Origin of the sequence: Streptomyces sp. NBC_00239, assembly GCF_036194065.1 — a bacterium.
Classification (GTDB): Bacteria; Actinomycetota; Actinomycetes; order Streptomycetales; family Streptomycetaceae; genus Streptomyces.
Genome location: NZ_CP108095.1, coordinates 7,947,877 through 7,965,796, shown reverse-complemented (window position 1 = coordinate 7,965,796; position 17,920 = coordinate 7,947,877). Strand labels below are relative to the sequence as shown.

15 protein-coding genes are annotated in these 17,920 nt (G+C 73.3%); 6 read left to right on the top strand and 9 right to left on the bottom strand.

Annotated elements, in window-relative coordinates; genetic code table 11:
- The first annotated feature begins 29 nt into the window (after window positions 1–29).
- Entirely contained in the window at window positions 30–1,028 is a 999-nt protein-coding gene (locus tag OG764_RS35205; protein ID WP_328972405.1) for an AraC family transcriptional regulator, read from the top strand.
- Between the two features lie 94 nt (window positions 1,029–1,122).
- Here OG764_RS35205 and OG764_RS35200 read toward each other — a convergent pair whose 3' ends face one another.
- The 6 genes from OG764_RS35200 to OG764_RS35175 all read right to left on the bottom strand — a co-directional run bounded on the left by OG764_RS35200 (window position 1,123) and on the right by OG764_RS35175 (window position 6,799).
- Window positions 1,123–1,758, bottom strand: coding sequence for a LysE family translocator (locus OG764_RS35200; RefSeq protein ID WP_328972404.1), 636 nt, complete (start codon window positions 1,756–1,758; stop codon window positions 1,123–1,125).
- 123 nt (window positions 1,759–1,881) lie between these two features.
- Window positions 1,882–2,814: a hypothetical protein gene (locus OG764_RS35195; RefSeq protein WP_328972403.1), complete on the bottom strand. Its 933-nt coding sequence runs from the start codon at window positions 2,812–2,814 to the stop codon at window positions 1,882–1,884.
- Between the two features lie 106 nt (window positions 2,815–2,920).
- Window positions 2,921–3,256, bottom strand: a complete 336-nt coding sequence (locus OG764_RS35190) for an antibiotic biosynthesis monooxygenase family protein (protein WP_328972402.1) — start codon at window positions 3,254–3,256, stop codon at window positions 2,921–2,923.
- A gap of 185 nt (window positions 3,257–3,441) precedes the next feature.
- Entirely contained in the window at window positions 3,442–3,996 is a 555-nt protein-coding gene (locus OG764_RS35185; protein WP_328972401.1) for a YbaK/EbsC family protein, read from the bottom strand.
- A gap of 226 nt (window positions 3,997–4,222) precedes the next feature.
- Window positions 4,223–5,611 carry a hypothetical protein gene (locus OG764_RS35180; RefSeq protein WP_328972400.1) on the bottom strand — a complete coding sequence of 463 codons (1,389 nt, stop codon included), beginning with the start codon at window positions 5,609–5,611 and terminating at the stop codon, window positions 4,223–4,225.
- A gap of 252 nt (window positions 5,612–5,863) precedes the next feature.
- Window positions 5,864–6,799 carry a LysR family transcriptional regulator gene (locus OG764_RS35175; RefSeq protein ID WP_328972399.1) on the bottom strand — a complete coding sequence of 312 codons (936 nt, stop codon included), beginning with the start codon at window positions 6,797–6,799 and terminating at the stop codon, window positions 5,864–5,866.
- A gap of 217 nt (window positions 6,800–7,016) precedes the next feature.
- Here OG764_RS35175 and OG764_RS35170 point away from each other — a divergent pair, with 217 nt between their 5' ends.
- A complete protein-coding gene (locus OG764_RS35170; RefSeq protein ID WP_328972398.1) occupies window positions 7,017–8,297 on the top strand; it encodes an MFS transporter in 1,281 nt (426 codons plus the stop codon).
- 168 nt (window positions 8,298–8,465) lie between these two features.
- Window positions 8,466–8,858 carry a RidA family protein gene (locus OG764_RS35165; protein WP_328972397.1) on the top strand — a complete coding sequence of 131 codons (393 nt, stop codon included), beginning with the start codon at window positions 8,466–8,468 and terminating at the stop codon, window positions 8,856–8,858.
- Window position 8,859: 1 nt separating this feature from the next.
- Here OG764_RS35165 and OG764_RS35160 read toward each other — a convergent pair whose 3' ends face one another.
- Both OG764_RS35160 and OG764_RS35155 read right to left on the bottom strand, forming a co-directional pair.
- Window positions 8,860–9,426 (bottom strand): hypothetical protein, encoded by a 567-nt coding sequence (locus OG764_RS35160; RefSeq protein ID WP_328972396.1) that lies wholly within the window; start codon window positions 9,424–9,426, stop codon window positions 8,860–8,862.
- Window positions 9,427–9,603: 177 nt separating this feature from the next.
- Window positions 9,604–10,338: a dienelactone hydrolase family protein gene (locus OG764_RS35155; RefSeq protein WP_328972395.1), complete on the bottom strand. Its 735-nt coding sequence runs from the start codon at window positions 10,336–10,338 to the stop codon at window positions 9,604–9,606.
- 504 nt (window positions 10,339–10,842) lie between these two features.
- Between OG764_RS35155 and OG764_RS35150 the strand changes: the two genes are divergently transcribed.
- Window positions 10,843–11,409 (top strand): NADPH-dependent FMN reductase, encoded by a 567-nt coding sequence (locus tag OG764_RS35150; RefSeq protein WP_328972394.1) that lies wholly within the window; start codon window positions 10,843–10,845, stop codon window positions 11,407–11,409.
- Between the two features lie 151 nt (window positions 11,410–11,560).
- Here OG764_RS35150 and OG764_RS35145 read toward each other — a convergent pair whose 3' ends face one another.
- Window positions 11,561–13,648, bottom strand: a complete 2,088-nt coding sequence (locus OG764_RS35145; protein WP_328972393.1) for a trypsin-like serine protease — start codon at window positions 13,646–13,648, stop codon at window positions 11,561–11,563.
- A gap of 508 nt (window positions 13,649–14,156) precedes the next feature.
- On the opposite strand from OG764_RS35145, the gene OG764_RS35140 reads away from it, so the two are divergent.
- Window positions 14,157–17,663 (top strand): colicin E3/pyocin S6 family cytotoxin, encoded by a 3,507-nt coding sequence (locus OG764_RS35140; RefSeq protein ID WP_328972392.1) that lies wholly within the window; start codon window positions 14,157–14,159, stop codon window positions 17,661–17,663.
- Window positions 17,660–17,893 (top strand): DUF7683 domain-containing protein, encoded by a 234-nt coding sequence (locus OG764_RS35135; protein WP_328972391.1) that lies wholly within the window; start codon window positions 17,660–17,662, stop codon window positions 17,891–17,893. Before OG764_RS35140 ends, OG764_RS35135 begins: the two co-directional genes overlap by 4 nt.
- Window positions 17,894–17,920 lie beyond the last annotated feature (27 nt).

The window sequence follows — 17,920 nt, the reverse complement described above, 5'->3', positions numbered from 1 at the left end:
GGGCACGGGTGTGGAGGTAGCCTTCGCGGATGGATGTGGTGAGCGACGCGATCTCCGCCGTGCGCCAGGGGCGCCCTTCGTCGAACCGGGTGCGGGCGGGCGGCAGTTGGTGCGTACGGCTGGACCCGTACGAAGGAGCCGGCTTCCATGTCGTCCTGGCCGGGCGCTGCTGGCTCCTCCCGGACGGGGGCGGCCCGCCGGTCGCCCTCGGCACGGGCGACGCGGTGCTCCTCCCGCACGGCACCGGCCATGTGCTCGCCGACTCGCCCGCCGACGCGGCGACCGTGGCACGGGCCGTGCCGTTCGAACGATGGCGGGAGGAGACCGGGCCCCGCACCGCCGTGCCGGAACACGAGAGGGCGGAGCTGCTCTGCGGCAAGTACCGGCTCGACCGCAGCCGGGCGCACCCGTTGATGGCGGAGCTGCCCGAGGTCGTCGTCCTGGCCGCCGGCGGACGCCCGGACGGCGGGGGCGGGGGCGGGGATGGCGGGGGCGGGGCCGCAGGCGCGGGTGAGAGTGAGCAGCATCGTGAGCTGCGCGCCGCCATCGCTCTGCTGGGGGCCGAACAGGATCCCCGACGGCCGGGCTCCGGCATCGCGCTGCCGAACCTGCTCGACCTCCTGCTCGTGTACATGCTCCGGTCCTGGATGGCCGAGGCGGCGACGGGCACCTGGCCCGCGGCACTGGGCGACCCGGTGGCGGCCACCGCCCTGCAGGCGATCCATGCGGACCCCGCCGCCGCGTGGACCGTAGCCAGCCTCGCCGCCGAGGCGGGTGTCTCGCGCCCCACCCTCGTACGCCGGTTCACCCCCCTGGTCGGCCGGCCGCCGATGGCGTACGTGACCTGGTGGCGCCTGACCCTCGCGGCCACCCTGCTGCGCGACACCTCGGCTTCCCTGACGACGATCGCCCGCCGCGTCGGGTACGGCAGCCCGTACGCCTTCTCCCACGCCTTCGCCCGAGAGTTCGGGACCACACCGGGCAGATTCCGTTCCCGCACCGCCAACGCCCGGCCCCCGGCGGCCTGATGGTTCCCCGGCTCACTCGGCACGCCGTCGGGGTGGGCTGTCCGCCGCCGAGTAGCGCCGGGGTGTGGACGTTCGCCGCGGGTGCGACCCGGGGTCAGTCGCTGACGGCCAGGCGGACGGCGAAGGCTCCGATCACCGTGCCCGTCACGCGGTCGAGGAGCCGGCGGGCGCGGGGCTTTCGCAGCCAGGTGCCGAGGGCGGTGGCAGAGGCGATGAGGACCGTGGACCAGATCAGGCCCAGGGTGATGTGGATGGAGGTGAGGAGCAGGCCCATGGAGAAGTGGGGGGCGTCGGTCGGGATGAACTGCGGGAGGACCGCGACGTAGAAGACGCCCACCTTCGGGTTGAGGAGGTTGGTCAGGGTTCCCTGCCGCCACCCGCCGGCCAGGGTGTCCGCCTCGGACACGACGCCCGCTTCCTCGGGTACCCCGCCCTGCCCGCGGAAGGTGTCGCGGATCATGCGGGCCGCCATCCACAGCAGGTACGCGGCGCCCGCCCAGCGCAGGATCTCGTACGCGAGGTGGGACGCGGTGAGGAGGGCGGTCACGCCGAGGGAGGTGAGGGTGCCCCAGATGAGGGTTCCGGTCTGGATGCCCAGGACCACTCCCCAGGCGCGGGTCCGTCGGCCCAGCGCGCTGGTGCGCAGGATGACGGCCGTGTCGAGGCCGGGGGTGAGAGTGAGGAGCCCTACGACGAGGGCGAAGGACCACAGCGCGGTGCTTATTGCCATGGAAGGCCACCCTAGCGGAGCGACCCGGCAGGCCGGAGCACTGCGCATCCACACCGTCTGCTGTGGCAGGCGGTGTTGCGGATTCGGCCCCGGAGTTCCGGGCCTGCCGGTCCCCGTCGGGCGCTACGTCGCGGCCGCCCGCGCCTTGGCTGCTGCCGACTTCGCCGCCTGCTCCGCGCGTCGTGCCAGATCCTCGGCCCGGTCGTACCGCTGCCGTGCCGCCGCTGCCGTGGCCTCGGCGTCCTCCAGGCGTAGCCGTAGCTGCCGGACCTGGTCGGCGAGCTCGGCGGCAGCGGCGCGGGTCCGGTCCCGTTCCCCGGTCGCGTCGGCGAGGTCCGAGCGAGCCTGTGCGAGATCGGCCTCGGCTTGCGCGGCCGCTTCCCGGGCTGCCGTGATGCGCTCCTGCCGCTTGCGGGCGACAGAGCCCGGCGCCGGGTCTGACGCCGGGTGCTGCGTCGGGTCCGGGTCCGGCCTCCGACGAGCCGGCTCCGGCGCCCGCTCGTGGGAGGCCGGCGGCTTTCGCGTCCGCGTCGCCGTGCGGGCGGCCGCTGCCGAGGCGGCCGGCGAGGGCTCCAGGCCGGCGAAGCCGACCGTCGGCTCCGGCGCCGCGCTCAGGTGTCCCGCGGCCCACTCACGGCCGGCATCCTCATCGGCCAGGACGCCGTGGAGGACCTGTTCGACCTCTTGCAGCACGCTGTCGCTGATCCGCTCCCCCGCATCCCGGGCGAGGGCGGCCGCCTCCTGGGCGAGCGCCGCGATGACCCGGTGCTGCTCGCCGGCCAGCGCCCGTAGCTGCGCCCCGTCCAGGTCCCGGTGCGCGGCCCGCAACTGCGCGCCCAGGTCCTGCAAGGCCCGGGCCTGGTCGGGGCGGGCGCGGGACAGCCGGTTGGCTGCCCAGAGCGCGAGCGTGGGCCGGCGCAGGGACCCGATACGGCGTGCGGCGTCGGCCTGTTTCCGCTGCCGGGCCCGGGCCGCGTGGGCGTCGCGTGCCGCCACGAATTCGCGGGGGCGCAGCCCGTACAGCTCGCTGACCACCGCGCCCACATCCACATCCACGTCCGCTTCCACACTCACCACAATGCGCCCGCTGATCTGTCGCGGCACGCTCGTGTCGCCGGGAGCCCGGGCCGGCCGGGGGCCCGGGGGCTGTGATGCGTGCCGGCTAAGGCGTGCCGTGGGAGGACTGGACCGTGAACAGGCGGGGCTGGATATCGGTGGCTATGGTGGCGGCCCGGCGCATGTGGCTGCGGGCTTCCGGGTTGGCCAGCAGGGCGCGGTAGTGCTCCTCGGACTCCCACTGCGCGTAGTTGACGACGCGCGAGCCGTCCTGGCTGACGTGGAAGTTGGCGCAGATGAAGCCCGGCTGGTGCTTCATGATCGTCTCCGTGGCGTGGGCGAGGAGTGCGGCGAGTTCTTGCTGGCGCTCGGGGGCGACCGTGAAGACGTTGATCAGCGTCGTGACGGGCCGGCTGGAGTCGATGCTCGCGGTAACGGTCATGCCTCGATTGTCCCTTCGCGGAGGACCGTGCATCGCTCGCAGCCGGTACATGGCCGGATCTGGTGCCGTGTTGTCGGCCATCGCTCTTCGATCCGGCGCGCTGCGGTTGACGAACGTCGTCCGGGGCGGTCCCGACCGGAGTGTGGGCACCGCAAACACCGCAGGTGAGGCGGGTGACCGTTCCCCTACCGCGCCAGGTCCTCGACCAGGGTGGCTCCCGGCAGTTCGGCGAACAGTGCGCCGGGGGCGATGAGCTTGCCGCGCCGGCGGCCGCTGCCGACCAGGACGTGCGGCATCGCGGCCACCGCGGAGTCCACGAGCAGCGGCCAGTCCGAGGGCAGCCCGATCGGAGTGATGCCGCCGTACTCCATTCCGGTCTGCTCGACGGCGGTGTCCATCGGGGCGAACGACACCTTGCGGGCGTCCAGGAGGCGCCGGACGACGCCGTTCACGTCGGCCCGGGCCGCCGAGGGGACCAGGCAGGCCGCCAGGGTGGTCTCACCGCCGCGGCGGGCCGCGACGACCACGCAGTTCGCGGACGTGGCGAGCAGTTCCCGGCCGTAGTGCGCCACGAACGCGGCGGTGTCCGCGATCGCCGGGTCGGTGTCGACGTAGACGATGTCCCGGGCCGGGACGTTACCCTGCCAGCCGCGTACCGCCTCGGCCACCGGCCGGGTCAGCTCGTCGAGGCAGTCGGGGGCCGGGCGGGCCTGGTCGAAGGATCCGAGGGGAGCGCGCATGCGCCCACGCTAACAGCGCTTCCCGGCCGCTCCGTTGCGGCCCGGCAACCCGTCCGTGCGACGGGGGCCGGGGCCGGCCGTAGGGTGTGGCCCGCCAGACGTACACGTGCTCCCTCCCGCACGCCACGTCGAGAACCAGGCTCGGGCGCGTGCTGACGCTGAACCGCGGCACGCACGACGGCCCCCGGGGCAGCGGACCCACCGCCCGCCCCGGGGGCCGTTCTCGTCAGCCGGTACAGCCGGGGACCATGCCGGCCGGGCTGCAGTTGTTCGGCCGGTTGTCGCGGACGACGTCGCCGTTCAGGGTGAGGGTGCCGGACGCCTTGAAGATGCCGCCGCCGTCACCCGCCCGGTTGCGGGTGATGGTGTTCGCCTCCAGCGTGGTGCTGCCCAGGCCCCCGGTCCCGCCGGCGTGGTAGAGGCCGCCGCCCTGAGCGGTGCCGCCCTTCGCGGTGACCGTGTTGTGGCGGATCTGGTTGCGCCTGGCCGTCAGGGTGCCGCCGTCGGGGTTGTCGAGGCCGCCGCCCTGAGCCGTACCGCCCGGCGCGTCGGCGGTGTTGCGGGTGATGTGGCTGTCGGTCAGGTCGAGCGTGCCGAAGGGGCCGACGCGGACGCCGCCACCGCGTGCGATGCCGTCCTTGGCGACCGCCCGGTTGCCGCTGATCTTCACCTTGGTCACGGTCATCAGCGCGTTGTTCGCGATGGCGCCGCCCTGCGCGCCGCCGTGCGGGGCGTCCGACGTGTTGTCCGTGACGGCGCCGCCGGTGAGGGTCATGCGGCCGGGCGCCGGGATGCCGTTGGCGACGGCGCCCCGCGCGAACCCGCCCGGAGCGAAGGAGCGGTTCTTGCTGACGACCGTGTTCTCGATGGTGGTCTCGGCGAAGCTGATGATGCCTGCCCCGAACGCGAAGCTCTGGGTGTCCTGGGTGACGGTCGCGGTGTTCCCGGTGAGTCGGGAGTCGGTGACCGTCAGCGGGCCGTCGTTGGCGATGGCGCCGCCCGCCGCGCTGCTGCCGAGGCCGCTGCCGCTGTAGACGACACGGTTTCCGGTCACCCCGGTGTCGCTCACGCTTCCGGTGCCGGCGTTGTCGATACCGCCGCCCTGGGCGTACACGTCGGACGCGGACGTGTTGCCGGTGATCTTGCTGCGGGTCACTCGCATCGTTCCGAGGTTGGAGACACCTCCGCCGCAGGCCGCGCCCGGGAAGTCGGGGAAGGCGGGACAGTCCGTGGCGTAGCCGCCGCTGATCGTCGTGTGGGTGAGCGTGAGGTTTCCCTGCGGGCCGACGAGCAGGATCCGGAAGTTCGGCACCTTGTGTCCGCGCCCGTCCCGCCTGATCGTGGCCCCGCGCCCGTCGACGGTGATCTCACTGGTGATCACCGGCAGCCCGTTGCCGGGGTTCACCGGGTCCGGCGCCGTCAGTTCGTACGTACATCTGCGCGCGAGCCGGAGCGTGTCCGGCCCGGGTGAGCTGTTGGCGGTGTTGATCGCCGCGACGAGATCCGCGACCGAGCAGCGAACCTCCACCGGGGCGGCGTGCGCGGCCGGGGCGGGTACCGCCACCAGCGCACCCGCCACGAGACCGAGGACGGCCGGGACATGCCGACGAGACATCGGGTACTCCTCCTTGTACGGGGCGAGGCCGGTCGGCAGGGGACCGTAACCGGCCGAGCCCAGCCGACCATGCGCGACCCCCGTCGGCTTCCCGACCTGATCCGTACGGGCGGGCGGACAGCCCGTACGGAGCACGAAGCCGCGCGAACGGGGGCATCGAAGGCGCACGAACGGGGGCATGACGACCCGTGAACCCGGTGCGGAGACCCGTGAACGGGCCGACTCGTGACGGGGCCGTGGCCGCGGGCGGGTTCAGCGCGGAGTCACCCAGCTCGGGGTCCAGGTCCCCGCGGCGTCGTGGTCGGCCGGTGTGGTGGCGAGGTGGGCGCGGAGGGTGGCGAGCGCCGGATGGGGGTTGTCGCGGTGCCAGAGGAGCGAGTGCGGGTAGACGGGCGTCGGGTCGGTCACCGGGATGCGGCGCAGGCCGTGGCCGGCGGGCCAGACGAGGCGTGTGTGCTCGCCCATGAAGGTGGCCAGGGCGGGGGTGTCGGCGACGGTGTCGAGGAGCGCGTCGGAGCCGAAGTTGGGGCCGGTCGCCTCGATGGTGAGGCCGAACTCGGCCACGAGGTCGTCGTAGTAGGCGGCCCATTCCGTGCCGGGCAGGATGCCGGGCATCCAGATCCGGTGTCCGGCGAGCCGGCCGAGGGCCACCGACCGGGCGCCCGCGAGTACGTGGGCGGGGCCGGTGAGCAGCTGGAGGGGTTCGTCGAGCACCCGGACGGACTCGATGTCCTCGGGGAGGGGCCGGCCGGGCACGGCGACGGCGCGGAAGGACGCGTCGATGGCGCCGGACCGGAGGGCGGCGACGGCCGTCTCGATGTCGAACAGCATCATCACGTCGAGCTCGATGTCGGGGTGCGCGCGGTGGAAGCCGCGCATCAGGCCCGACGGCGCGACGCGTGAGGCGATCACGTCGACGCGCAGCGGGCGGCGGCCGGGGCGCACGGATGCGGCCGCGCGCTCGGCGACGCGCAGCAGCTCGCGCGCGTGCGGCAGGAACGCCTGCCCGTCGATGGTGAGCTCGGCGCCGCGCGCGGTACGGGTGAACAGGCGCACCCCGAGGCTGCGCTCCAGCGCGGCGATGCGCTTGGAGACCGCCTGCTGGGTGACGGCCAGCTCGGCGGCGGCCTCCTGGAACTGCCCCGCGTCGGCGGCGGCGACGAAGGTCCGCACGGTTTCGAGATCCATGCCGACACCGTACGGGGACAACCACTGGTTGTGGCGGGGTGGCACGGCGGTTGTTTGACCGCTCGGTACGGCGCTCGCTTTGATGCTGCTGATCGCGGATCGGTTGTACGGGCGGGAGGCGAGGGCTGACATGCGGGGCGGGCGGCGGGCGGGTCGGGGCCTCGGACAGCGGTGGGGGCGGGGGCCAGGACAGCGGTGGGGGCGGCGGCCGGCTCAGGTGTCCGGGCCGTGGCCGGGGCGCGGGTTCGGGCATCCGCTGGGGCGGCGGTTCGGCTGGCTCTGGGGTGCGTACGGGACCAGCGCGCTCGGCACCTGGCTCGCGTTCGGTGCGTTCCCGCTGATCGCCATTCAGGTGCTGCACGCCGGACCGGTCGAGGTCGCCGCGCTCTCCTCGGTGGGGGCCGCGGTGGGCGCGGCCGTGGCGGTGCCGCTCGGCCCGTGGGTGGAGTTCCGCCGCAAGCGGCCGGTGCTGATCGCGATGGACCTGGTCCGGTGCGGGGCCCTGCTGACGGTCCCCGCCGCGTTCGCGCTGGGTGCGCTCACCTTCCTCCAGCTGCTGCTGGTGTCGGTCGTCGTCGCGGCGGCCGACATCACCTTCCGCGCCGCCTCCGGCGCGTACCTGAAGACGCTGCTGCCGGCCGAGGACCTGCTCGTCGCCAACGCCCGCCTCGAGTCCACGACCTGGACGACCACGATCATCGGACCGCCGCTGGGCGGTGCGGCGATCGGGCTCCTCGGTCCGGTGGTGACGGTGGTGGCCGACGCGGTCAGCTACCTGCTCTCGGCGCTGGGCATCCGCGCGATGGGCGGGCACGAGCCGCCGCCCGAGCGCCGGGAGGCCGCGCGCATGCGGCCCGGCGACCTGCTCGACGGCTGGCGGTACGTCCTGGCCGACGCGACACTGCGGCGGCTGTTCTTCAACACGGCCCTGTTCAACGGGCTGCTGATGGCCACCTCCCCGCTGCTGGCCGTGATGATGCTCGGCCGGCTCGGGTTCGCGCCGTGGCAGTACGGCCTCGCCTTCGCCGCGCCCGCGATCGGCGGACTGCTCGGTGCACGCCTGGCCCGACCGCTCGTCACCCGGTTCGGGCAGCACCGGGTCCTGGTCGCGGCCGGGACGCTGCGCGCGAGCTGGCCCGCCGGCCTGGTGTTCCTGCGGCCGGGCACGGGAGGACTGCTGCTCGTGATGGGCGTCGAGCTGGGCCTCATCTTCTGCTGCGCGGTCTTCAACCCCGTCTGCGCCACCTACCGCCTCCAACGCACCGCGCCCGACCGGGTCGCCCGCACGCTGTCCGCCTGGGCGGTCACCACCAAGGCCTCGACCGCACTGCTGACGGCCGTATGGGGCGCGCTGGGCGGTCTGTTCGGCCCGCATCCGGCCATCGGCCTGGCCGGCGCCCTCCTCCTGACCACCCCCCTGCTGCTCCCCCGCCGAACAGCCCCACCTCACCCGGAGGTCCCGGCGGACGGCGTGCACCTCACGACACCGGCGGCTTGAATCCGGCGCACGCGTGGGCCGGCGTCGCGGGTACGGCTGCGGACCGAGGTCACCGGCGCGCACGTCGGAACACCTCACCGGCCTGCGTCCGCGGCCTACCGGTACAGCGTTTCCGGGTACGGGTGGCCGGCGTCGAGCACCGTCTGCACCGTCTGGCAGCATGGCCTGATGGGTCGAAATCGACAGGCTGTCAGCTCAGGGTCTCCGCTGGAACCGCAGATCGGCTTCTCGCGGGCGGTCCGCGCAGGCGATTACGTAGCGGTCGCCGGTACGGCCCCCATCGGGGACGACGGCTCGACCGTGGGGCTAGGTGACGTCTACGCGCAGACGGTGCGGTGTTTGGACATCGCCGAGCGTGCGCTGGAGGGGGCGGGAGCGTCGATGGCAGACGCCGTACGGACCCGCATCATGCTCACCGACGTGACCCAGTGGAAAGAGGCGGCCCGAGCACACGGCGAACGTTTCTCAGCTGTCCGGCCGGTGACCACGTTCGTCGAGGTGTCCCGTTTCATCGACCCCGCGTGGCTGGTCGAAGTGGAGATCGACGCGGTCGTCGGTTGAATCACCCTCTCTGCCGCCGAGGAGGTCCCGCGGGGGTGGCCTTGCGGCGTCGGGGTGTCGCGTCGAGGAGGGCCCACAGGCGGCGGCCGTCGTCACCCAGGTCGTCGCCACAGCTGTCCACGGCGGTCAACGCCGCAAGACCGGCGAGGACATCGCCCTCGGGTGCGGGCCCGGGCCGGTGGCTGAGCGCGACCACCAGGATCTTGTCCGCCTGGTCGGCGAGGTGGACGCTGACCCGGCGGCCGCCGTCCCGTACGGCGGCGGCGACCAGGAGCCGTACGGCGGCGTCGAGGTCCTGCTCGTCCAGTCCCGGATAGCCCCACCCACGGACCGTCGTCACGGCTTGGCCGGCGGCCTTCCCCGACGCCCACTGGTCCGCGCGGAAGGTGAGTGCCGCGGTCTGCCGGTTGCGGATCTGCATCCGGGGACGGGGCAGCCCGGGCAGCAGGGCCTTGGGCTTCGTGGACGGCTGCGGCCGGGGCGGCTCCACCGGCTTCTTCTGCGGTGGCGGCGTCTTCGGCGGATAGGTCGGAGGCAACTTGGGCCCCTTGGCCTCGGGACTGCTCAACTCGTCCTCCTCGCAACGGAACCGGCGGCTCCCCACCCATCCTGGCAGTCTTCCGCACCGTCCCGGGGCCGAATCCTCCCACGATGCGCCGATGGGGCGATGGGGCGGTGCGGCGATGGGGCGGTGCGGCGATGGGGCGAAGCCCGCGAGCTGCTGACCTGACCTGACCTGGCCGGTCTACGTTCGCACCTGCGTCACGGGCAGGCACTCTTCGAGCAGGTCGACCACGTCGCGCCACGCTCGCTGCGCGTGCCGCGGGTGGTGGCCGACACCGGGGAGCACGGGCTGCTCGACCGGCGGGTGGTGGAAGGCGTGCAACGCTCCGCCGTAGACCACGAGACGCCAGTCGACGCCCGCGGCCTGCATCTCGGCGGCGAACGCCTCCCGTTGCGCGGGCGGCATGATCGGGTCTTCCGACCCCACCCCCGCCCACACCGGGCACCGAATGCGCGCCGCCTCCCCCGGTCGGCCCGTGGTCAGTGCGTTGACCGTCCCGATCGCGCGCAGGTTGACGCCGTCGCGCCCGAGTTCCAGCCCGATGGCGCCACCGGTGCCGTAGCCGACCGCGGCGATCCGGTCGGCGTCGGTCCGCGGTTCGGCACGTAACACGTCGAGCGCTGCGTGGCCGATGCCGCGCATCCGGTCGGGGTCGGCGAGCAACGGCAGGCAACGGGCCAGCATCTCGTCGGAGTCGTCCAAATAGCGGCCGCCGTGGAGGTCGAAGGCCAGCGCCACGTAACCCAGTTCGGCGAGCGCGTCGGCCCGGCGGCGCTCGACGTCGCTGAGTCCCGGGCCCTCTGGTCCGAGCAACACGGCGGGCCGGCGGTCGACGCCGGCCGGGAGCGCGAGGTGCCCGGTCATCGTGAGGCCGTCGGCCGGGTACGCGACCGTGCGCGTCGTGATCGTCGTCATGAGACTGGGACTTTAGCGATCGCCGAGCCCTGTCGGACCGGTGTTCTGCCGATGGTGAAACAGCGCGGGTGCGGTGGCCGGGGGCCAGGGGTCTGCAGTCCGTCCAGACGTCTGTCGAACGGCTGGCACGGCCCTCGTTCCACGGGCAAAGGGGAAATCGGTGTCCGGCCTTCGGAGTGCGGAGATAGACAGCAGGAGTGGCAAATCCTCTGGAGCGACCCGATCTGCTGCGGCTGATCGACGAACGGCCCACCGCCTTCCGCGCTGCGGTCGCCTCCGCCCCGGCCTCGATATGGGTACCACCCCCGGCCGGTGCCGTGCACTCCCCCGTACCTGTCCTGCGCGCGACATGCGTGCGTGCACGGAGATGCGTGCTGGCGAACTGTCACGCACCACCTCAGGACGGGAGATGGGGGGGTATGGATCGGCTGCCCACGCCACTGCCCGCGCCACTGCCTGTCCGGATCGCGGGCGGGGGTGGCGGTGGGGCAGTAGGTTGAGCGGATGTCTATGGTCCCCATGATCCTGCTGCTGTCCGGAAGCGTACGGACAGGTTCGTCCAACGAGTCGGTGCTGCGTACGGCCCAGGCGGTGGCCGCCTCCTCGCAGGTGCGCACCGTCCTGTACGAGGGCTTGCCGGCGCTCCCGCACTTCAACCCCGACGACGACACCGATCCGCTGCCGGCCCCGGTGGCCGAGCTGCGCGCGGCGATCGACGAGGCGTCCGCGGTCCTGATCTGCACGCCGGAGTACGCGGGCACCCTGCCGGGTGCGTTCAAGAACCTGCTGGACTGGACGGTCGGCGGCACCGAGATCTGCGACAAGCCCGTGGCCTGGGTCAACGCGGCCGCCCCCGGCCGGGGACAGGGCGCGGAGGCCACGTTGCGGACGGTGCTCGACTACACCGGCGCCCACGTCGTGGAGGCGGCGTGCGCGCGGATTCCGGTGGGCCGTCAGATGGTGGACGCGGGTGGGCTCGTCACCGACGAAGGGGTGCGGGAGCGGCTCGGCGAGATCGTCACGCTGCTGGCGGCGCCCCACGGGCCGGTCGCGGAGGCGGGGACCGACTGACGAGCGGCCGGGCGAGCGACCTGCCGAGCGACCTGGCGGCGGTCCGCCGCCGGACCCGGCAGGGGGAATCCGGAACGGGGAGAGGCCCCGGGACCTTGGTCGTCCCGGGGCCTCTCCCCGTTCAGCGCGCCCGCGCCCGCGGATCAACGCGTCAGAGCGTGCCGGTGACGGACGTGGCTCCGAGGGTGCCCGTGACGCCCTGAAGGGTGACCGTGGTGGTCGGGTTCCAGGTGCGGTCGGCGTGGCGGACGGTGTGGAGGAGCTTGTTGGCGGAGGTGGTCGCCGTCACCTGGAGCTCGCCGTCGACGTGGGCGGCGCCGACGGACTTGACGGTCACCGTGCCCAGGACGCCCTGGAGGTCGCCGAAGGTGCTCCAGGTGCGGTCGGCCTTGCGGATGGCGTGGTACTGGCGGGTGCCGTTGTCGGTGGCAATGACGATCTGCGCGTCACCGCCGGTGCCCGCCATGCTCACGGAGGTGATGGGGCCGGTGGTGCCGGCCGCGGCCGCCACGCTTCCCCAGGGGCTCCACTGTCCGGCGGTGTTGCGGATGGTGTGGAAGGCCTTGCCGCCGCTGACGGCGATGACCTGGAGCTCGCCGCCGACACTGGCGGTGGCGGCCGTGGTCACGGTGCCGATCGGGCCGGCGGCGCCGGCGAGGTTGCCGAAGCTCGACCAGTGGCCCGCGGCGGTGCGGATGGTGTGGAAGGCCTTGCCGTCGGCGACCGCGACGACGTGCAGGTCGCCGCCGACGGAAACGGCGGAGAGCTGCGTGACGCTGCCGAGGACGCCGGCGACGGCGCCGACGTCACCGAAGGTCCCCCAGGTGCCGTCCGCCTTGCGGATGGTGTGGTGGATGACGCCGTCGCCGCCGAGGGCGACGACGTGCGTGTCACCGTTGATGCCGGCGGCCGCCATGGCGCGGACGCCGTTGATGCTTCCGGCCTTGGACTGGACGTCGGTGAAACCGGTCCAGGAGCCGTCGGCAAGACGGATGCCCTGGTAGAGGTTGGTGCCGCCCTGGACGAGCGTCTCGGTCTTCCAGCCCGGGGCCAGCGCCCGGACCTGCTGGACCCAGTCGCGCGCGTTGTCGACGCGGGTGTTGTGGACGCCGGCGGCGGTGGAGCCGCTGTCGAGGCAGTGGGCCTGGCCGGCGCGGCTGCCGAGTGCCACGAGTGCGGGCTTGCCGTTCTCGGTGCGGACCGCGGGGCCGCCCGCGTCGCCCTTGCAGACGGTGGCGTCGGCCGGAGTCTTGGCCGTCAGGCTCACCGCGGTGTCGGCGATCGCGCCGACGGCGAAGCCGGCGGAGTGCAGCTTGGTCGTGCCCCAGTCCGACGTGGTACGCCCGAAGCCGGCGAAGGTCAGCTCCTCGTCGGCGGCGGGTGCCTGGGACGACACCGGTACCGGGGTGACGCCGGTGGCCGGGTCGGCCAGGCGGGCCATGACCAGGTCCCGGTCGGCGTGCGGTACGAGCTCGACGATCTCGCTGGTGTGTCCGCCGGAGGTCGTCAGATCGGTGCGGCCGACGGTGACGGTCGTCTTCTCCTTCGGCGCGCCGGCGGCAACGGTGTTGCTCTCGGCGGGCTTGTCGGCGAAGCAGCTCTTGGCGGTGATGACCCAGCGCGGGTCCACCAGTGCGGCGGAGCAGGACTTGGTGCCGCCGATCGTCAGCTTTCCGCTGAAGGCCAGGGAGGTGTCGCCGGAGGGCGCCGGCGGGGTCGTCGTGGTCGCCGGTCCGGTGACGCGGATCTCGACGAGGGTGCTGCGGGCGCCGCCGACCACGCCTTCGCCGACGCTGGCGTAGCCGTCCTTGGCGACGGTGACCGTCTTGGTCTGGCCGTCGGCCGTGAGGTTGGCGCTCAGGGGCTGGTCGGCCGCGTCGATGGCGAACACGCGGGGCAGTTCGAGGGTGAGCAGACCGGTGCTGCCACGGGAGGCGAAGCAGTAGGTGCCCGCGCGGTTGGCGGCGGCGTCGGCGACCGTCATCACGCGGATCTGCTTCGCGGTCTCGCTGCACTCGGCGAGCGTGATGTTGCCGTCTCCGCGGAGGAGCTTGATGCCCTTGTCCGTCAGGATCTGCGCGGCGTTGGGGTACGCGCCGTCCTCGACGGCGAACGGAAGGTCCGAGTCGCCGGGCAGCGGCGGGAGAGTGACCGCGGCGGTCGCGTAGGTGCCTATCGAGGCACTGAACGCGGCGACAGCCACGGAGGTGATGGCCAGTTTGCTGGCACGAGAGAGCACCGGCGGGGTCCTTCCGAAGGCGGCACGAGGTGGCCGGAAAGTGAGCAGGACGTCGACTCAACCTCGACCGAACGGGAGGTTGCCAAAGACGCATCAGCAAAAATCGCTGCAACCGGGATCAGTGTCAAATGGGCGCCGCATGACAAAGATCACTGCTGCCGGGAAGCGGCCTTGCGGATCCGAGAGCCATACACCACTCATAAAACCGCAGCTCACTGGCCATTGTGTCCGATACCCGGATGACGGTGAGGTCGACGGGTATGGCAAGATCCCGGCGTCGGGGGGTTCGGCCGGCCGTGACCGACGGGGTGGATTAACCATTCCCAGTTGCGAGCACGCACGGCACGGCACGCGGCGCCGCAGTGCGCCCGCCCTTCGCGTCCCATGACGACTGTGGTGCTCGACGGCACCGGACGACGAGATGAGTTGAGGTGCCTTGAGGCGAAGAATCCGCCACCACCGTGCGGCGACGGGGAGGCCCGGCCGCCCGACGGGGAGGCCCGGCCGTGTGCTGAACGCTGTCGGCCTGGCTCTGCTCCCTCCTGCCCTCGTGGTGGGCCTGCTGGGTTCCGCGCCGGCCCGAGCGGCCGGCGAGCCGGGTGCGGGCACCGCGGCGAGTCCCATTCCCGCGACGGACCGCGGACGGGTCGTCGAGCTGTGGAAGACCGGCGGGCCGGGCCTGAAGGCCGCCGCCGAAGTGGCTTTGACCGGCAGCGACCAGGAAGTGAAGCGCTTCCTGGAGCAGGTCGCCGGCGAGGCCGCATTCCAGGACAACCGGGTGGCGACCGCGCAGATAGCGAGCGTGGGCGGGCAGAGCCTGATCGACGCCGCGAGCCTCGCGCTCAGGGGTTCCAAGGACGACGTGGCCGCCTTCCTGAAGGACGGCTGGAAGGCCCCGCTCGAACAGGACCAGCGGGTCCGCGTCGCCCAGATCGTGGACACCGCCGGGCCGATCGTGCAGGAGGAGGGCCGGGCCGCCCTCAAGAGCGGCGGGGCGGAAGCCGTCAAGGCCTTCCTCGACAAGGGCCAGTACGAGTGGCGCGAGCAGGACGAGCGCGTGCAGCTGGCGCAGATCCTGAGCGTGGGCGGGGCCAACATCCGGGCTGCCGGGCGCATCGCGTTGCAGGGTTCGGCCGCCGACATCCGGGAGTTCCTCCAGGTCGGCCAGTACATCGCCCGCAACCGTGACCAGGAGCAGGCCACCGTCGCCGAACTGGCCGCACAGGCCAGGGAAGCGGGACGCCAGGCCAAGGAGGAGACGGTGGCCGCGAAGGCGGCGTCCGACCTCGCGGTCACGGAAGCCGGGCTGGCCAAGGAAGCGGCGTTGAAGGCCGCCGAGGAGACCAGGCTGGCCAAGGACGACTCGCTGCGGGCGGCTGCCGCGGCCTCCCGTGCGGCTTCCGCGGCCGGTCAGGCCGCCCAGGCCTCGCAGAAGGCCATCAGCGCGGCGCGTGCCGCCAACAACTCCGCGCGGGTCGCCTCCAATGCGGCGGCGCAGGCTGCGGCTGCTGCTTCCGGGGCGGCCCAGGCCGCTTCCCGTGCCCGCGGCGCCGCGGCGGCAGCGGCGACGGACGCCGGCAACGCGTCCGCCTCGCGCAAGGCCGCCGAGGACGCCCGCAATGCCGCCGCGGGTGCCGACGAGGCGGCGAAGGCGGCCGAGCAGGCGGGTGTCGCGGCGACCGCGGCCGGTGACGCCGCGAAGGCCGCCGTGAACGCGGGTGTGAACGCCACTGCGGCCGCCGACGCCGCCGATGCGGCGAGCGGTTACGCGGACGCCGCCGGGGTGCACTCCGACGAGGCTGCGGCGGCCGCCGCCGCGGCGCGCCGCCAAGCGGCGGAGGCCACCCGTGCGGCGAACGCCGCCGAGGCCCTGGCGCGCAAGGCCGCCAAGGCGGCCAACGAAGCCCGTGATGCGGCTCGGTCCGCCGCGACGCACGCCCGTAACGCGGCGACGGCCGCCGACGAGGCAGCCGATCACGCGGGCAACGCGGCGACGGCCGCGAGCGCGTCCACCGCGCACGCCAATGCCGCGCAGGCAGCCGCCGACGTCGCCAGGGACGCCTCCGCCAAGGCCAAGGAGACCTACGACATCGCCCGCCAGGTCGAGGCCGAGGAGCTCACCGCGCGCACCACTGCCGGCATCGAGCAGGCCAAGATCCTCAAGGCGCAGGAGACCCACCGCAAGGCGGCCCAGGCGGACGTGCTGAAGCGGTCCAAGGACGTGGAGGCCGAGTTCCAGCGGCTGGCGTCCGTGGCGGCCGAGCCCGGCGCCGACGTGCAGGCCCTGGCTGCGGGCGGCCGCAAGGCCGCCGTGACCGCGATGAAGGTCCGCGGCCCGTGGGGCCGGACCTCGGCCCAGGTCGCCCTGGCCGGTTCCGACGCGGTCATGGCCGAGTACATCCGTACCGGCTGGACGCGCGCCGTCCAGGACGACGAGCGCACCGACGTGGAACGGCTGGGTCTCGACTCGCCGTCGGGCAAGATCCGCGCGGGTGCCGCCGCCGCGCTCAAGGCGGGTGCCCCGCAGGTCCGCGCCTTCCTGAACCAGGGGCAGTACGAGGTCGCCGGCGAGGAGATCCGCGTCTACATCGCCCAGGTCATCTCGGCCGGCGGCCCCGTGGTCCAGGAGCGCGGCCGGGCGGCCCTGCTGTCGAACTCGATCGACAAGTACCGTGCCTTCGTCATCGACGGGCAGCACGAGGCCCGGCGTGAGGACGAGCGCGTCAAGGCGGCCCAGCTGATCGGCGCCGGCGGCCCCGAGCTCACCGAGCTCAAGGCCGCCGCGCGGATCGCCCTCGAGGGCCCGGCGGACGCGCTGCACGCGTTCATCCGCAACGGGCAGTTCAAGGCCCAGCGCAAGGACCAGCTCACCGCCGTGCACGTGGCACGGGTCCAGGAGATGCTGTCCGAGGCCTCGGCCGTCGTGGCGACCGCGCAGAAGGACGCCGCGGAGGCGGCCGCGGTGGCCGCCACGGCCCGCAAGGCCCAGGGCGAGGCCGACGCCTACGCGAAGCAGGCCGCCGCGTCCGCTTCCGAAGCCGGCAAGTACGCCGACCAGGCTGCGGCCTCGGCTGCCGAAGCGAAGGGCTACGCCGACAAGGCCGCGGCCTCCGCGAAGGCCGCCCGGGCCGCCGAGGCCGACGCCCTGGCGGCGGCGACCCGCGCCGTCGAGTCCGCGACCGCAGCACAGGGCTCCGCCCAGTACGCGCGCGTCGAGGCCGAGTCGGCGTGGACCGCCGCGAACCAGGCCCGCGAGTCGGCGGGCGCCGCCGGCAAGGACTCGCTGGCCGCCGAGGCGGCCGCCACCGACGCGTTCGTCATCGCGGCGGAGAAGTACCGCGTGGAGGAAGCCGAGTTCCGTGCCATCGAGCAGGAATGGCGTGACGCGGAAGCCGAGGGCGACGCCGCCGAGGCCGAGAAGGACGAGGGCTGGGTACCCGACTGGCTCCAGGAGAAGGCCAACACGGTCGGCATCTACGCCACCGAGATCCTGACCAACACGGACCTGCTGGTCGGCGCGTTCGAAACCGCTGCCGGAATCTTCCTCGTCGAAGCGGGTGCCGGCGGCATCCTGGCCGGCGGCGTCGTCTGCCTCGGCGGCGTCACGTGTGTGGTCGGCGCCCCCGCCGTCGCGATCAGCGTCGCGGGCATCGGCACCGGCGCCGTGATGGTCGGGGACGGCCTCGGCCGGTTCGACGACGGCCTCGGCATGGCGCTGCGCAACGCGAAGGACCGCAGCAACGCCTCCCAGAAGGTCGTCACCGGGCCGGCCGCGACCCCCAAGAACCTTCCGGCGTTCCCCGGAGCCAAGCGGGCCAAGTCGAAGACGTCCGTCCAGGGCGGCGGCGGTCTGCGCGCCCGCTGGAAGGACGCCAAGGGCAACATCTACGAACACGACCGCCAGCACGACACGGTCGAGAAGTACGACAAGAACGGGAAGCACCTCGGCGAGTACGACTACAACACCGGGGAGCAGACCAAGCCCAAGGACCCGACCCGCAAGGTAGAGAAATGATCTTTCTGATCGCCCGGTACGACAAGGACGCCGACTTCACGGACGACCGCTGGGACATCACCCACCTGGGCGCCCCGGCACTCCGGGAGGTCTTCGCACTCGCCCCCGGAGACGACATCGGTGACGTGCACCGCATCGCCCCGGAGCACGTCCCCGCCCTGACCGGACTCACCGGCATCACCTTCGACCTCGACACCTACGAGTACTTCCTCGAACCCGAAGCCGACTGACACACCACCCGACGCGAACGGGCCCGG

Bases quoted from the DNA above. Each gene is read 5' to 3' on its own strand.
- OG764_RS35205 (WP_328972405.1), top strand. From the start codon at position 30: ATGGATGTGGTGAGCGACGCGATCTCCGCCGTGCGCCAGGGGCGCCCT.
- OG764_RS35200 (WP_328972404.1), bottom strand. From the start codon at position 1,758: ATGGCAATAAGCACCGCGCTGTGGTCCTTCGCCCTCGTCGTAGGGCTC.
- OG764_RS35190 (WP_328972402.1), bottom strand. From the start codon at position 3,256: ATGACCGTTACCGCGAGCATCGACTCCAGCCGGCCCGTCACGACGCTG.
- OG764_RS35185 (WP_328972401.1), bottom strand. From the start codon at position 3,996: ATGCGCGCTCCCCTCGGATCCTTCGACCAGGCCCGCCCGGCCCCCGAC.
- OG764_RS35180 (WP_328972400.1), bottom strand. From the start codon at position 5,611: ATGTCTCGTCGGCATGTCCCGGCCGTCCTCGGTCTCGTGGCGGGTGCG.
- OG764_RS35175 (WP_328972399.1), bottom strand. From the start codon at position 6,799: ATGGATCTCGAAACCGTGCGGACCTTCGTCGCCGCCGCCGACGCGGGG.
- OG764_RS35165 (WP_328972397.1), top strand. From the start codon at position 8,466: ATGGGTCGAAATCGACAGGCTGTCAGCTCAGGGTCTCCGCTGGAACCG.
- OG764_RS35155 (WP_328972395.1), bottom strand. From the start codon at position 10,338: ATGACGACGATCACGACGCGCACGGTCGCGTACCCGGCCGACGGCCTC.
- OG764_RS35150 (WP_328972394.1), top strand. From the start codon at position 10,843: ATGTCTATGGTCCCCATGATCCTGCTGCTGTCCGGAAGCGTACGGACA.
- OG764_RS35135 (WP_328972391.1), top strand. From the start codon at position 17,660: ATGATCTTTCTGATCGCCCGGTACGACAAGGACGCCGACTTCACGGAC.